Source organism: uncultured Aliivibrio sp. (assembly GCF_946479765.1).
In the GTDB taxonomy this organism is placed as follows: domain Bacteria; phylum Pseudomonadota; class Gammaproteobacteria; order Enterobacterales; family Vibrionaceae; genus Aliivibrio.
This window is the reverse complement of the sequence record NZ_CAMLHO010000005.1, coordinates 1-14,799: the sequence shown is the minus strand read 5'-3', so window position 1 is coordinate 14,799 and position 14,799 is coordinate 1. Positions and strand designations below refer to the sequence as shown.

The following is a 14,799-nucleotide window of genomic DNA, read 5'->3' as shown; positions in this document are numbered from 1 at the left end:
ATGGCATGGGAACAGGGATTCGTTCTAGCGTTATTGGCATTTATTATTGTTAGTTTGTTAGCGAGTAAATTGAAGCCTAGTGTAATTTTTGCTGGTTCGGCATTTATTGCGTTTATGTTGGGTATGATTGACTTACCTAGCTTGGCAAAAAACTTTACTAACTCTTCATTATTGACGTTAGTGCTATTGATCCTGAGTTCTTGTGCTTTAGAAAAAACACGCCTTATCAGCTGGGTAGGGCGTTATATTTCACAAGGAAGGTTAGGGAGTGTGGTAGGCAAATTGGGTCTATCTACTGCAATCCTTTCTTCTTTTACAAATAATACCGCAGTGGTGGTTTCTTTAATTGGCGCAATCAAACGTAACCAACGCCACGCACCATCTCGTCTTCTTATTCCTCTTTCTTATGCGGCTATTTTAGGTGGCACACTCACTTTAATTGGCACATCAACCAACCTTATCATTAATAGTTTTGTTGAAGATGCAGGATTACCAAGTTTAAGTTTTTTTGCACCAACCGCTATTGGATTAGCTGTCTTGTTTGGTGGATTATTAATTTTGATCCCATTGAGCTATTTATTGCCCGCCTATGATGAAAGTAATCATGATGAATTACCTTATTTTTTAGAGGCAAGAGTCGAAGGTGGTTCGCCATTAGTTGGAAAATCAATTGCTGAAAATAATTTACGAGCATTACGAAAACTCTTTTTAGCAGAAGTAATAAGAGAGGGAAAAACCATTGCCTCTGTTGACCCGGAAATGGTACTGCTTGCCGGAGACCGATTACTTTTTTGCGGTGATATTGAAAGCGTGACGACGTTGCAAGAAATAAATGGATTAACACTCTTTGGTCAACATCACTTAAATGGACAAAATTTAATTGAAGTGGTGGTTAGCCAATCGGCCTCTATTCGCGGAAAGAGCATTAAATCTTCACAATTTAGAGACCGTTTTGATGCGGTTGTCGTTGCTATTCGACGTGGGCATGAACGCCTTGAAGGTGGTTTGGGAAAAATTGAACTGCAAGCAGGTGATACGTTAGTTTTAGTGCCAGGTAAAAATTTTGAACAAAGTAAACAGCAGCTTAAACGTGAGTTTGTCATTATTAGTGATTTAGATTCAGCTGCAAAATTGGATGGAGATAAAAGCACTCTGGTTTTACTCGGTTTTGCTGGTGTGATAGCGGCAGAGTTATTGGGATTTTTTCCTATAATTAAAGGGTTATCTGTTTATCTTTTGGCTCTCTTAGCGCTAGGGGTTATTAATATTGGTGAGTTACGTCGCCGATTCCCAATTGATATCGTTGTTATTGTTGGCGCTGCATTATCAATCGCTCAATTAATGTTGTCTTCAGGCTTATCAGTCCAACTTGGCAATCTATTTATGGAGTTATTTAATGGTTGGGGTGTGATGGGCGCATTAATTGCTGTCTATTTGATTACTCTCGTATTGACTGAGTTAATTACCAATAACGCGGCTGCCGCTCTCGCTTTTCCTATTGGTTATAGTATGGCGCTAGGTTATGGGGTTGATCCAATGCCATTTATTATGGCCGTTCTTTTCGGAGCAAGCGCGAGTTTTATCTCTCCTTATGGCTACCAAACCAATTTATTAGTATTTAGTGTGGGTAACTACACTTTACTGGATTATGTAAAAGTGGGATTACCAATGTCGATTGTTTATTCGATACTGGTATTGACGTTAATCCCTTATTTTTTCCCATTTTAGTTCAAGGATGAAACATGTCAGTCAAAGACGCTGTGAAAAATGAAAATATCGTTTGGCATCAACATTTAGTAACGAAAGAAACTCGTTCGGTGTTAAAGAAACAAAAACCCGCGGTGCTATGGTTCACTGGATTGTCAGGTGCAGGGAAATCAACCATTGCTGGCGCATTAGAAATTAAGCTTGCCGAACTTGGTTATCATACCTATTTATTAGATGGTGATAATGTGCGTCATGGTTTATGTCAGGACTTAGGCTTTTCGGATCATGATAGGCAAGAAAATATTCGACGTATTGGTGAGCTGGCAAAATTAATGGCTGATGCGGGTTTAATTGTATTAAGTGCATTTATCTCGCCGCATCGAGCAGAAAGAGAAATGGTAAGAAACCTATTACCAGAAAATGAGTTTTTAGAAGTGTTTGTAAATACCTCACTTAGTGAGTGTGAGAAACGAGACCCAAAAGGATTGTATAAAAAAGCCAGAGCCGGTGAGATTAAAAATTTCACAGGAATAGATTCTGATTACCAATCACCCGTAAATCCTGAAATTGATTTACCAGCAGGTAGTGAGTCAATTGATATGCTTGTTGAGCAGTGTTTAGCTGAGCTGAAAACACGAGGCATTATTAAATAAGGTCATCTGTTCAAACTTTGCGAAATGAGATCTAAAAATGAAAGCCTCTAAATACGGTTTACTTAGGGGCTTTATTATATATATCAGAAAGACACTATGCGGTGGTTGAAATGGTTTTCTTTACGTCCATTTCAACAATAAACTTGTGGTTTAATAATGCAATAAGGCTATCGAAGTAATTATCATTTGGCTTGTTACCTAATAACTTACACAGCTCGGCACCTGTTGGACTAAATCGATAATAGACGAGACGAGAGCTTTTTTGCATTGGTTTTATGGCAATGTTTTTGCCTTGATATTGTAATGGTAGAGCAGGTTCAAATTCAATTTCACCAGATTCTAACTCTGTTCCAAGTAATAAACCAAGTTCGATAAGAAGTAACAAACTTGAATAAGGCAGTTTGTAGTTACCTAAATGAACCAGTTGTGGGCCTTCCGTCTTATATAGGTTAAAGAGGGTGCCTGCGCACTTATAGCCAAGCAGTAATTTTTTACTATTATCTTGTCCAAAACTACAGGCTAATGATGCCGCTCGTTGAAACGTTTGGGCCTCACGTTGCGTCATGTCTTTTAATACTTTAAGCGCCTTCATTGATGTAGAGCCCGGAGTAATAATTTCTTGTTTGAAGATTTGGCTCCATAAGCGTTGCATTGATGGATCGTGGATATCTTTAGCCATTTCAAAAAAACGGTGGAGCCAATCTGGATCTGGATCGCCGGCGGTTTCATCATTACAGTAATCATGAGCAAACTTTATAATTTGTTCTAAGTTTTGCTGCTGTTGTTCTCGTAATAATTTGTCTCGATATAAGGCGCGTTTTAAAAGGGTGTCTTCTGGTTTTTGAGTCTGTAGTTTGGCAGCCAGCCCTTGTTTTATGGCAATGTCAGTTAAACGTCGATCACTGCTTACTACATAATGATCTTTTTTATGTGTTGGTTGTTCTTTTATTTTTTCATCTTTGGTGATGATACTTTGTTGTGACGTCATTAGTTAGCCTAGCTCTGAGTAACGGTTCTATATTTATAATATCGGTATTCAAGGATAAAAACTTTAATCTCAAAGCAAGATTTGAAATTAATTATGAGTAAGAAATACAAAATGTGGATAAATGATAATTTTTTGTTAAAATAAAGAGGCAAATTGATTCTTGTAAGGAAGGGGTAATGAAAGGGTTAAGTATTAAAAATGCGCTTATTAGTATTATGCTAATAGGGGTTTATGTAAGTACACTGGTTTATCTATCTAATTACATTTGATTTTTCAAAATAAACCAGTGGTGTCTAGAATGTTAACTATTCGTCATCGTACTCTTCTAAACGAACACCTTCAATAAGATACCCCGTTTCAGCTAGCTCACTATTGATGGTTTCTGTCTTTAGCTTCCCTACAATGTAAATGACATCCCACAGTTGCTGTATTGGCGCGCCTTTTTCAAATTTCACATAAATTATTTGGTTTGGAGGCGGTGGTGGAACATGGATACAAGCCCCAAAATAAGGGACTAATAGAAATTCAGTGATCATTTTGTCATCCCCTTCTAAAGGAATAACAAACCCCGGTATTTTTACCATACTACCGTTTAATTCTTGTCTAACCCCACCAACAAGAGATTGTTCCATTGTGGCACCATTATGGTCTACCTTTGGCATACCTAGAGAATCAAATTGATTACGCTCCTGTTCGGGAATTAAATCAATCCAATCTAAAGTTAATACCTCATTACTAACTGCGCTAAAAGGCAGAAGTAGCAACAAGCAAAGTAATAGTTTATTTTTCATGATTTTCCTTAAAGTCTTATTGTCATGCCATCACTTAATGAGTGACGGTATGCTTGTATTGCAGGAATTACACCAATGATAAAACCAGAACACAAGACGAGCCCGAGTAATTTCAGTTCATAAAGGGTGGGTAAAGTGAGCTCAATGGCAATGCCATAATATTGCTGAATAATGGGTTGTAAGATGGCAAGTGAGAGATATAAACCTATTAGGCCAACTATGATCCCAAAGCTTGTAATTACAACGGCCTCGCTAACGAGTAAGGTAAATATGTGTCTAGGTTGTGCGCCCATCGATCGCAAAATGGCCATTTCTCGTCGTCTTTCTTGAAGACTAGTCAATAGGCTGGTTAGCATTCCCATTAACCCTGCAATAACAACAAAAACAGAGACTGCTAATAGAGCCTGTTCTGCCATTGACATCATTCCCCAGAGTTCATGCAAGGCAATACCTGGAAGAATGGCACTTAATGGTTCTTTATTGTAATTGTTTATATAGCGCTGTAGACCAAAGGTTTGGATCTTTGAGTTAAGACCAAGCATAAATGCGGTGATTTCTTTGGGCTTAAATTGGTGTTGCTCTAATATTTTTGCATCGGGTGTATTTCCTAGATGAGCTCCGCTTTCCCAACCAACGTGGATGGCTTCGATTGCACCTAGTGACACGTGTAATGTCTTATCTACTGGAGTGCCTGTTGGATTTAAAATTCCAGTAACAGTGAAAGGTAAATTATCATGACGGGTGAATGATTTATCACTAATGCCATGAGCAATAACCAATTGTTCACCAAGCTGATAGTTGAGCTTGGTGGCAACATCAGAGCCTAATACAACATCAAATAATTGAGTGAAAGGTTTTCCTTCTTTAAACGCTAATGGCTGCTTTTTTCCGTATTGGTAAAAACGAAAATAATCTTGATTGGTACCCATTACCCGAAACCCTTTATGAGAGTCGCCAAGAGAAATAGGGATTGACCATTTTACAGATCGTTGGTTACTAATTTCTTGATAACTTTTCCAATCAATATTGTTGGTTGCATTACCAATTCTAAATACGGAATAGAGGAGAAGGTTTACTTGCCCAGAGCGTGCACCTACGATTAAATCTGTATTAGAAATAGTATTGGCGAAGCTTGTTTTTGCTTGTGTTCTAATTCGCTCAACCCCCATCAATAACATGACAGAAATCGCAATAGTCACAACGGTTAAAATAACGGTTGTTTTGCGATTCTTTAAACTTTTCCAAGCCAGTTGTGCGATGCCTATCATGTGATATCTCCTACTTTATTTAACTCTCTTAAATCGATGCTGCGGTCAAATAAAGACTCTAAGCTAGGATCATGACTGACAAATAATAAACTTGCACCGCTCTCTTCACATTCTTTCATTAGTAGTTGAATAAAGGCGAAACGAGTTTCGTGATCTAATGCTGATGTGGGTTCATCTGCAATAATTAATCTTGGTTTACCAATAAAGGCTCTTGCCGCTGCGACTCGTTGTTGCTGACCAATACTGAGGTCGGTTATTGGCTTATCAAAATGAGAACGAGGCAATTGAAGCATAGTTAAAAGACGTTCAGCTTCATTGATGAGTTCTTGTTTTGATAACGATTTTTTTGAAGAGAATTGATACGGTAATATGACGTTATCAATGACGGATAAATAAGGAAGAAGATTAAATTGTTGGAAAATATAGCCAATATTATCAGCTCTGAATCGATCCCTCTGGTTCGATGTAAGTTGATTTATGTCTATACCATTAATGATAACCGTCCCTTCGGTTGGCGATAATATACCGGTAAGCAGGCTGAGCAAGGTTGATTTGCCACTGCCACTTGGGCCTTTGATAAATACTTTCGATCCTTGCGTTTGTTGATAAAGTGGAATATCTAACGTTCGTTCTGTCTGATTTGGCCAGTAAAAGGTCAGATTTGATAATTCAATAATATTCATAATAATTATGGTGGTGTTGCCACCACCATACCTAAATTATAGAGCCAAAACTGTATTTTTAGCGGTTAACGTCGCGGCTTTCTGTCCTGAATCACCTAAATATTGAACGGTCATTTTTTGTGTGTGAGTAAATACGGTAAACCACTGTGTTTCTATTTGGTTTAGTTTTGGCATTTCTTCACAATGATATTCATATTGAGCGGTAAATTCACCATGCTTGCTATGTTCTTTATGGTGTTCACCATCATGCTGGTCATGGTCATGGTCATGGTCATGGTCATCAGGCTTCATGTTATGAGAAATATGTACATCGGAGACTACGCAGTTAGCTGCTGCTGGTAAGGAAAAAATTGAGCTTGGTTCTTTCAGTTTAATGATGGCTTGTTCTAGTAATAGGTCTTGTTCTTTATTTTGAGGGGCGTGTTCAAAACCAATGACATCAGAGCCAGGAGCTGTGATTTCAAAAAGTAAGTGTTCACCATCTTGGGCAATATTGGTTTCGACTACACCATGAACGTGTGCTCCGTGCTGGCGATGCTCTGAGTTTTCATGTTCATCATGGTGGTGATCTGCTGCATAGGTGAACAATGGCATAGAAAATAATGTACTAGAGATTATTAGGCGTAGAGCATTTTTTTTATTACAGATAAGCATAAGAGCTTCCTATTATCGACGAATTATAAATGTGATGTATTTATTAATATTAGACGATAGAAAAAGGAGGGGCTCGTGAATGAACAGTAATCGAAAATGGAGAGCTATTCTCTATAGTTGAGAATGTAAAATGAATAATAGCTTGAGGGATAATAGGGGGATAATTAAAATGAACAGCAAGCCCAGAGCTAATTGAATGAAATAGCTGGCAATGGTGGTTTTCATGATGCTGTACATTGGAATCAATTTGGTGATAGGCAGCCAAGATACTAAACAGCGTTAGAGTAATCGCTAAACTCCAATTTAACCAACGCTGTTTAGTAAAAAAATGAGCTTGCATTGTACCGCCCTGAAATAGTTTGAGCGGTAAATGTAATAATATAACAATTTATAAGCAAGCCATTTATTTATAGCTGGGCGTGAATTAGGGCGATCACTTGCTTAACTTCATCAGAAGATAGTTTGCCTTCTTTAACAAAAACGACATTTCCTTTTTTATCTTGAAGAATGATAGCTGAGCTTTCCGGTTGAAGATCCCATGCTTTAGCTACCTTGCCATTTTCATCAAGAACCATAGATGACCATGAAAATTCTTTTTTGCTTTCTTCAGCAGACGATTTTACAAATCCGCCAGTACCCCAAATGGAATCGTCTTGATTAATGATAGTTGTCGTTTGATATTTTGATTTAGGGAACTTTTCTAAGGTAATGGCACTCATAAGATCAGCGTTCATTGCTTTAGCACCGCTTCGACCTGCAATGGCCTGTAAAACTCTAACTTTTCCTTTTAGTTGCTCACTGTTCCACGTTTGATATGCCGCAGCATCGTTGACATAAGTGATTTCACCATATTGCTCAACAGAGACTGACGGTACGCTTTGGTTTAGTGAAATGTTGTGAGCAAAAGAAAGAGAAGGTAATAGGCAAGCGGTAAGACCGAGTAGTTTTACTATGTTCATTTTTATTATCCTTGGAAATGAGTGTTTGTAGTGTAATGCAGGGCTTAATAAAAAGCGATTCGACCAGTACTAATGTGCTAGGTGGTAATTGTTGGTAAAAAGTTAAATCCAACTTGTAGTACACTGTTTTGCATTCTATAATGTTAATTAAATGTTTTGTTCGACTTGTTTTTAGATAAAACATAATAATAAAAACAGTATGTTTTGATGGACTATTAATAAACACCTTATATGGATTATTGAGGTAATGGCTATGTTTAGAAATTTTAAGGCTTACCGACCACTTCAAGTGGCTCGTTTCGTAAAAACGTTATTTAAAGGACAGCTTCATATTGAGGGCGTAGGGTCTTTTGAGTTTGACGGCGGAAAATTACTGATGCCAAATAAAGAGAATAGAAAAATGCTATCGGTAATGAGTGAAGTCAATCAACATATTCGTCAATTGTCAGTAATGCCCGCTTAAATTCAATAGAAAAGAAGAAAGGTGCTCCTAAAAAGAGCACTTTTTTTATTTATATGAAACAAACACCAGTTCCACCTAGGCCGCAGTAACCCGTTGGATTTTTTGCTAAGTATTGCTGATGCTCTTCTTCCGCAAAGTAGAAAGTTGATGCTGGCTTTATTTCAGTAGTAATAAGATGAGTAATGTTTTGCGCTTGTAACGCTGCTTGATATTGTTGCTTTGTTTTTTCAGCAATTAATTGTTGATTATCAGAATGAGTATAAATGGTCGATCTGTACTGTGTACCGAGATCATTGCCTTGACGCATTCCCTGAGTAGGGTCGTGTTTTTGCCAAAAAGAATGAAGTAAGGTTTCGAGAGAGATGACAGAAGGGTCAAAAACCACTTTAACTACTTCTGCGTGTACAGTGTTTCCTGAACAAACATCTTTATAAGTAGGGTTTAATGTAATTCCTCCGCTGTATCCAACGGCAGTAGAGTAAACGCCAGGTAATTGCCAAAAAAGACGTTCTGCTCCCCAAAAACAACCCATCCCAAAATAGATAACATCATGCTCTTTGGGTTGTTCCTCTAAATTAACGTTAAAGATAAAGTGAGGGGATAGATCCATCGTGTTATTTTTATTTATAGTCATGTCGCATCCTTCAACTGAGTCATTTGGAAGACTTTTACCTTGTGCTACACTACAAAGCGAGTAAATTACCATTACATAGAATGTATTATTGAATCAATAGAATCATTATAAGTATGACAAAAAAGTTACCCCTCTTTTTTATTTCCTGTTTGTTTATTACGACTTTTAAAGTATCGGCAGAAACAGAATTAGACATTGAGGGTTTAGATGGACCTTTATTGAGTAATGTAGAAGCCTACATCTCAGGTATTCCAGAAGAAGATTATTCAGTCTCTCTTCGCTTTCAATCTCGCCTTGAAGAAAGTATCAATGACGCACTCAAAGCATTAGGTTATTACCAACCAACAATCACGTTTACTGTTGAGGGTGAAAAAGGAGATCATACTCTTTTAGTTACTGTTTCCTCTGGGGAACCTGTTTATATATATGTCAGTGATATATTGATTACGGGTGAGGCTAAAGATGATGTCGATTTTATTCGGGCTGTAGATAATTCTGACTTGAATTTAGGGCAAGTACTCAATCATGGCAATTATGAAAGCTTGAAAAGCACATTACAAAATTTAGCACTAAGAAAAGGCTACTTTGACGGTGACTTTTCATTAAATCAATTGGACGTTGCCCCCGGACGACATCAGGCGATGGTGCGTTTACATTATGATAGCGGTCAGCGTTATAGCTTTGGTGCGACAACGATTGAAGGAAGTCAGATTGAAGAGAAACGTGTCCGGTCAATTATTCCTTTCAAAGAAGGTGACCCATACCTTGCAAGTAAAATTGGCGATCTAAACCAATCTCTTTCTAATACAGAGTGGTTCTCTTCTGTTTATGTTGAGCCGGATCTTGACTCGGTAGGGAAAAGCCGACAACTGCCAATGAAAGTGCATTTATTACCGCAAGTACGTAATCAAATAGAAACCAGTATTGGTTATTCCACGGATGTCGGTGTAAGGGGGAAAGTTCGTTGGAAAAAACCATGGTTAAATCAATACGGGCATAGCTTAGATAGCGCGATCTCTGTTTCAAAGCCAGAACAAGAAGCTACGGTGTCATATAAAATCCCTCTAGAGCAAGTACTTAAAGATTACTACATTGCTAAGTATGGTTTGAAGAATGTCGATAACCGAGATACAGACAGTTTAGAATCAAATTTGGCATTTGAGAGACATTGGGTGTTTGATTCTGGTTGGCACCGCACTATTTATACACGTTTTCTTTATGAAGAGTTTACTCAAGGCATTCAAGATGGTTCTGCGTGGTTAGTGCTTCCGGGTATTTCATTTTCTCAGACTCGAACTCGTGGTGGCACCATGCCAATGTGGGGAGATAAAAAAGCCTTTACGATTGAAGTAACAGATCAAGCTTTAACGTCAGATGCCAAACTACTTCGTCTTCAGGCACAAGGAGCGATTATTCGTAGTATCGGAGAAAATCATCGCGGTGTTGCTAGGGCGGAAGTAGGTGCAATTTATACGGATAATTTTTATAAGTTACCGCCCTCTATCCGATTCTTTGCTGGTGGTGACAATAGTGTTCGTGGTTATGGTTATGAAGAAATTTCACCTAAAGACAGTAGTGGCTATTTAACGGGTGGTCAATTTATGGCTACAACAAGCCTAGAGTATCAATATCGAGTTATTGGTAATTGGTGGCTAGCAACATTTGTTGATTATGGTGATGCTTGGATTGAAACTCCTGATTGGAAAACGGGTGTAGGTATGGGGGTGCGATGGGCGTCTCCTGTCGGGCCCGTTCGATTGGATTTTGCGTGGGGTTTAGATGCTAAACCGGGTGATGAATTTAAAATTCATTTTACGTTAGGGCCTGAGATATGAGTTCTTTAGATATAAAAGAAGAAAAGAACCAAACGTTAAAAGAGAAGCGTCGCTTTAGTCGCCATTGTATTTGTCTGGCGTTATTTCTACCAAGCTTACTACTGGTTGTTTTACTATTAGTTGGCGGATTGGTTTTTACTAACACTGGCTTAAACTTGATTGTTTGGGGGGCAGAAAAAGCGTTACCTCAATTATCAATTAAAAGTACCAAAGGAAGCCTACTTCCTAAATTTTATTTATCTGGTATATCTTATAAAAATAAAGAACTACTTGATGCTGATATATCTGATTTTCATTTAGCGATTACAACCAAATGCTTAATGGAGCCATCTCTTTGTGTAGACGACATTACCATTAATGGATTGACGTTAGACTTCCCTAAACTGCCGCAATCAAGTGAACAACCCGTTAGTAAAGAGACGACACCGAATAAACTGCTTTCTATTCCGTTACCTATAAATATATCCAATATTACTATTAATAAGGTTAATGCAAATATTTTGGGTAATAACCTTCAATGGGATACATTTTCCACGGGTATTAAATTATATAAGAATGATTTAACTATAACGCCTTTGACGTGGAAAAAGATCCGTGTGGAGTTAGCTAAGAGTGAAACCAGCGAAGCAAAGGCAGAAAAAACAGTTGCACCGACGACGGATACGACCATTGTCTTACCTGATGTTTACATCCCTCTTAACATTAATGTTGAGCAGTTTGAGCTACGTGACTTCATTTTAGAGCAAGAGACCCCCGTTGAGATTAATCGATTAGATTTTAAGGGCGTTGCTAGTGAGTCTAATGTAAGCATTTCAGAATTTCATTTAGACATGCCACAGGTAAATGTCTCTTTAAAAAATGACATCACTTTAAAAGGTGATTATCCATTAAACCTAGAAGCAACTGCTGAATTAAAAGAAACTGAATTAAAAGGGCATAAAGTTAAACTTATTGCGACAGGGAGCATTGCGGATTTAGATGCTGATTTAACCGTTTTTGGTGGTTTAAAAACAACGATAGATATAGACATTCATCCATTAGAGAAAACATTGCCTTTTGATCTTCATGTATCTAAAACGGATTTGTATTGGCCGTTATCTGGAGAAAAAGAATTGAAATTATCGGTTCCTAATATAAAAGCAAAGGGAGACCTCGATAAATACCAATTTTCTGCTGCTCTATATATAGAGGGGAAAACTATTCCTCAAACAGATGTTCGACTTGAAGGGAAAGGAAACTTACAAGAAGTTAATTTATCTGATTTTATAATTGATACATTAGGTGGCACGGTTTCTGGTAATGCTGAAGCTAATTGGGCTTCTTTAGCTAACTGGAAAAGTACAGTCTATCTACAAAATATTCAACCAGGATTGCAATGGCCAGAAGCTGAAGGAAATATTAGCGGAGAGTTTGTAACTGCGGGCAGCTTAACTAAAGAGGGGGGCTGGGAAGTCAATACACCTCTAATCGACATTAATGGCATATTTAGAAAGTATCCATTAACGATTAATGGATCATTAAAGGCTGATGATATAAAGGGAACGGGTGAACCGCATTTAGATATTTCACAGTTAACATTAAATCATGGTGATAATGGACTTTCGATTTCTGGTTCATTAGATAAGGAATGGGATCTTAATGTCAGTATTGATTTTCCTGAGCTATCAGACAGTGTTCCGGATGTTCACGGTAAACTTTTTGGCAATGTTGAATTAACTGGAAAGCTAACAGAGCCTCGAATTAATCTTGATATAGATGCTTTAGGGTTGAAATTATCTAAAGAAGCGACTCTTAACAAAGCTTCTATCCGAGGTTATATCGTACCTACGCCTATGATTGATGCAGATGTGAGTATCAAGTTATTAGGTGGTCAATACCAAAATCAAACGCTTAAAGATTTAGTTATTCGCTTTAGTGGTAAAGAAAACAATCATAAATTACAAATTGACTTAGATTCGAATGTTATTGACTCCCATCTATTATTTAAAGGCGCATTAAATCGAAAAACAGGATGGGAAGGTGAATTGAGTGAAGCTGATGTTAATACTGATATTGGTCCATGGAAGTTAGATAAGAAAGCCTCTCTTGCTTATGATATTAAAAAAGAAGAGCTATTTATCCAGGCGAATTGCTGGAGTCAGGGAAATACATCCTTATGTCTTAATAAAGATTTAAGGGCTGGAAAATCAGGAAGTGCAGACGTAAGCATCAAGCACTTTGAGTTCAGTAAAATTAAGAAGTTCTTGCCAGAAGAAACCGTTATTAACGGGGAGGTGAATCTAGATGCTCTGGCAAAGTGGTCAAGAGGTAAGAAACCTTATATCAAAGCTTCTCTTTATTTACCTGAAGGTAGTGTGCAACAAGAAATGGAAGAAACACTCAAAGTAGGCTGGGATAAAATACTTATTAATGCAGAAATGCAAAATGATGAGCTATCAACAGACTGGCTAATTGCGTTAACAGATAATGGAAAGTTGGAAGGGGATCTTAAGATAGATCACCCTACTGGAACCAAAGAATTAAGTGGTAACTCAAAGATTGATCAGATTTCATTAAAAATGCTTAAACCTCTTTTAGGTGAATACAGTCAATTAAACGCAATGATTAATTCTGATATTAGAATTTCAGGTCAAGCTGAGCATCCTAAATTATTAGGGGACCTTAATGTTGAGAGCATTGAAGTAAAAGGTGAGGTGTCACCTGTTGATATTAATAACGGAAGCATAAATATAAACCTTACTGGGCATAGTGGAGAATTAACTTCAGTCATAACAACATCAGATGGTGATCTTAATATTACGGGTTCTGGTGATTGGTCTGATCTTGTGAATTGGAAAGTAGGCTTGGATGTTTTTGGTAAAGAGCTTCAAGTAAATGTCCCTCCGATGGTCAAATTAAAAGTTAAGCCTGATATGAAAATTAGGGTAATACCTACATTGGCTAAAATCACAGGATCTATTGGCATTCCATGGGGAAGAGTTGTAGTTAAAGAATTGCCAGAGAGTGCGGTTGGAGTATCAAAAGATGAGGTTATTCTAAATGATGATTTACAGCCTGTAGAGAAAAGCACGCCATTACCAATGAAGGTTGAAACTGATATCAATATAAGTATTGGGGATGATGTTCTTTTGTCTGCGTTTGGGTTAGAAGGTGGTTTGATTGGTAAATTGAATATTACTCAGAAAAATAAAGGTCCGTTCATTACTGGTGAAGTAAATATTAAAGACGGGACATATCGTTCGTTTGGGCAAGATCTTGAGATTACTAAAGGCAAGATATTATTCAATGGACCGGCAGATCAGCCGTATGTTGATATTGAAGCCATTCGTAATCCTAATAACACCAGAGATGATGTTACCGCTGGAGTCCGAGTTAATGGTCCTGCGGATACACCTAAAATAGAAATTTTCTCTTCCCCTAGTATGCCGCAAGCGAATGCACTCTCTTATCTATTAAGAGGGCAGGATATTGGTAGTGATACTGGTGGGAATGCAATGACGACGACTTTAATAGGGTTGAGCTTAGCAAAAAGTGGCAAAGTCGTTGGGGAAATAGGCCAAGCTTTTGGTGTTCAAGATCTACAATTAGATACCGCGGGCTCAGGAGAAGAGTCTCAAGTGACGATTAGTGGTTATATAGCACCAGATTTACAAGTTAAGTATGGTGTTGGTATATTTAATTCCCTTGGTGAGTTTACATTAAGATATCGAATTATTAGCGATCTATATATAGAAGCCGTTTCTGGAGTAGATGGTGCTGTGGATTTAATTTATCAGTTTACATTTGATTAAAACCAAGCAATTGTGGATAACTTTGTGCACAAGCTGTGTCGCAGGTAAGGGTAATAAAGTATAAGTTTTCTATCGCTTAAATAGCACTCAAATGGAGAGAAAACATATAAAAAAACACATTTAAAGCTTGCTAATGTGATCGAACTCCCTATAATGCGACCTCACTGACACGGAGCTCTCAACATAGAGCAGGTAAGGGTTGGTGAGGTAAGCGGTTAGAAATTAAGTTTCAAATAAGTGCTTGACACTGAGACTTAAATTGATAAAATGACCGTCCTCTTCACAGAGAAGCAAAAAAGCTTCGAAAGTAGAAGAAAAGCTCTTTAACAATTTGAACCTATTAATCTGTGTGGGCACTTGTGAGTTGATAATC

General features: G+C 37.7%; 13 protein-coding genes. 5 read left to right on the top strand and 8 right to left on the bottom strand.

From position 1 onward, the window contains the following. A complete protein-coding gene (locus Q1K78_RS03725) occupies nt 1–1,728 on the top strand; it encodes an SLC13 family permease (RefSeq protein ID WP_300174586.1) in 1,728 nt (575 codons plus the stop codon). Between the two features lie 14 nt (nt 1,729–1,742). After that, nucleotides 1,743–2,360, top strand: a complete 618-nt coding sequence (gene cysC / locus Q1K78_RS03720) for an adenylyl-sulfate kinase (protein ID WP_300174584.1) — start codon at nt 1,743–1,745, stop codon at nt 2,358–2,360. Between the two features lie 94 nt (nt 2,361–2,454). On the opposite strand, the gene Q1K78_RS03715 is transcribed toward cysC, so the two are convergent. The 7 genes from Q1K78_RS03715 to Q1K78_RS03685 all read right to left on the bottom strand — a co-directional run bounded on the left by Q1K78_RS03715 (nt 2,455) and on the right by Q1K78_RS03685 (nt 7,703). Then, entirely contained in the window at nt 2,455–3,348 is an 894-nt protein-coding gene (locus tag Q1K78_RS03715) for a TIGR03899 family protein (RefSeq protein ID WP_300174582.1), read from the bottom strand. A gap of 305 nt (nt 3,349–3,653) precedes the next feature. Next, nucleotides 3,654–4,139: a DUF3299 domain-containing protein gene (locus tag Q1K78_RS03710; protein WP_300174580.1), complete on the bottom strand. Its 486-nt coding sequence runs from the start codon at nt 4,137–4,139 to the stop codon at nt 3,654–3,656. An 8-nt stretch (nt 4,140–4,147) separates the two neighbouring features. Further along, a complete protein-coding gene (locus Q1K78_RS03705) occupies nt 4,148–5,407 on the bottom strand; it encodes an ABC transporter permease (protein WP_300174579.1) in 1,260 nt (419 codons plus the stop codon). Further along, nucleotides 5,404–6,090 carry an ABC transporter ATP-binding protein gene (locus tag Q1K78_RS03700; RefSeq protein ID WP_300174577.1) on the bottom strand — a complete coding sequence of 229 codons (687 nt, stop codon included), beginning with the start codon at nt 6,088–6,090 and terminating at the stop codon, nt 5,404–5,406. The genes Q1K78_RS03705 and Q1K78_RS03700 overlap by 4 nt, the downstream gene beginning before the upstream one ends. 36 nt (nt 6,091–6,126) lie before the next feature. After that, nucleotides 6,127–6,744 carry a DUF2796 domain-containing protein gene (locus tag Q1K78_RS03695; protein WP_300174575.1) on the bottom strand — a complete coding sequence of 206 codons (618 nt, stop codon included), beginning with the start codon at nt 6,742–6,744 and terminating at the stop codon, nt 6,127–6,129. A gap of 49 nt (nt 6,745–6,793) precedes the next feature. Beyond that, on the bottom strand, nt 6,794–7,084 hold the full coding sequence (locus Q1K78_RS03690; RefSeq protein ID WP_300174573.1) for a DUF2607 family protein: 291 nt from the start codon (nt 7,082–7,084) through the stop codon (nt 6,794–6,796). Between the two features lie 67 nt (nt 7,085–7,151). After that, entirely contained in the window at nt 7,152–7,703 is a 552-nt protein-coding gene (locus Q1K78_RS03685) for a YtfJ family protein (RefSeq protein WP_300174571.1), read from the bottom strand. A 253-nt stretch (nt 7,704–7,956) separates the two neighbouring features. Between Q1K78_RS03685 and Q1K78_RS03680 the strand changes: the two genes are divergently transcribed. Next, nucleotides 7,957–8,166 carry a DUF1107 domain-containing protein gene (locus tag Q1K78_RS03680; RefSeq protein ID WP_300174569.1) on the top strand — a complete coding sequence of 70 codons (210 nt, stop codon included), beginning with the start codon at nt 7,957–7,959 and terminating at the stop codon, nt 8,164–8,166. A 49-nt stretch (nt 8,167–8,215) separates the two neighbouring features. On the opposite strand, the gene msrA is transcribed toward Q1K78_RS03680, so the two are convergent. Continuing rightward, nucleotides 8,216–8,776 (bottom strand): peptide-methionine (S)-S-oxide reductase MsrA, encoded by a 561-nt coding sequence (msrA, locus tag Q1K78_RS03675; protein WP_300174743.1) that lies wholly within the window; start codon nt 8,774–8,776, stop codon nt 8,216–8,218. A gap of 137 nt (nt 8,777–8,913) precedes the next feature. Between msrA and Q1K78_RS03670 the strand changes: the two genes are divergently transcribed. Together Q1K78_RS03670 and Q1K78_RS03665 are read left to right on the top strand one after the other, a co-directional pair. Continuing rightward, entirely contained in the window at nt 8,914–10,635 is a 1,722-nt protein-coding gene (locus Q1K78_RS03670; RefSeq protein ID WP_300174567.1) for an autotransporter assembly complex family protein, read from the top strand. After that, complete coding sequence (locus Q1K78_RS03665) at nt 10,632–14,426, top strand: translocation/assembly module TamB domain-containing protein (protein WP_300174565.1); 3,795 nt, start codon at nt 10,632–10,634, stop codon at nt 14,424–14,426. Before Q1K78_RS03670 ends, Q1K78_RS03665 begins: the two co-directional genes overlap by 4 nt. The last annotated feature ends 373 nt before the right edge of the window (nt 14,427–14,799 follow it).

Excerpts from the sequence above, each read along its gene's own strand:
- Q1K78_RS03725 (WP_300174586.1), top strand. The coding sequence starts at position 1 with ATGGCATGGGAACAGGGATTCGTTCTAGCGTTATTGGCATTTATTATT.
- cysC (WP_300174584.1), top strand. The coding sequence starts at position 1,743 with ATGTCAGTCAAAGACGCTGTGAAAAATGAAAATATCGTTTGGCATCAA.
- Q1K78_RS03715 (WP_300174582.1), bottom strand. The coding sequence starts at position 3,348 with ATGACGTCACAACAAAGTATCATCACCAAAGATGAAAAAATAAAAGAA.
- Q1K78_RS03710 (WP_300174580.1), bottom strand. The coding sequence starts at position 4,139 with ATGAAAAATAAACTATTACTTTGCTTGTTGCTACTTCTGCCTTTTAGC.
- Q1K78_RS03705 (WP_300174579.1), bottom strand. The coding sequence starts at position 5,407 with ATGATAGGCATCGCACAACTGGCTTGGAAAAGTTTAAAGAATCGCAAA.
- Q1K78_RS03700 (WP_300174577.1), bottom strand. The coding sequence starts at position 6,090 with ATGAATATTATTGAATTATCAAATCTGACCTTTTACTGGCCAAATCAG.
- Q1K78_RS03695 (WP_300174575.1), bottom strand. The coding sequence starts at position 6,744 with ATGCTTATCTGTAATAAAAAAAATGCTCTACGCCTAATAATCTCTAGT.
- Q1K78_RS03690 (WP_300174573.1), bottom strand. The coding sequence starts at position 7,084 with ATGCAAGCTCATTTTTTTACTAAACAGCGTTGGTTAAATTGGAGTTTA.
- Q1K78_RS03685 (WP_300174571.1), bottom strand. The coding sequence starts at position 7,703 with ATGAACATAGTAAAACTACTCGGTCTTACCGCTTGCCTATTACCTTCT.
- Q1K78_RS03680 (WP_300174569.1), top strand. The coding sequence starts at position 7,957 with ATGTTTAGAAATTTTAAGGCTTACCGACCACTTCAAGTGGCTCGTTTC.
- msrA (WP_300174743.1), bottom strand. The coding sequence starts at position 8,776 with ATGGATCTATCCCCTCACTTTATCTTTAACGTTAATTTAGAGGAACAA.
- Q1K78_RS03670 (WP_300174567.1), top strand. The coding sequence starts at position 8,914 with ATGACAAAAAAGTTACCCCTCTTTTTTATTTCCTGTTTGTTTATTACG.
- Q1K78_RS03665 (WP_300174565.1), top strand. The coding sequence starts at position 10,632 with ATGAGTTCTTTAGATATAAAAGAAGAAAAGAACCAAACGTTAAAAGAG.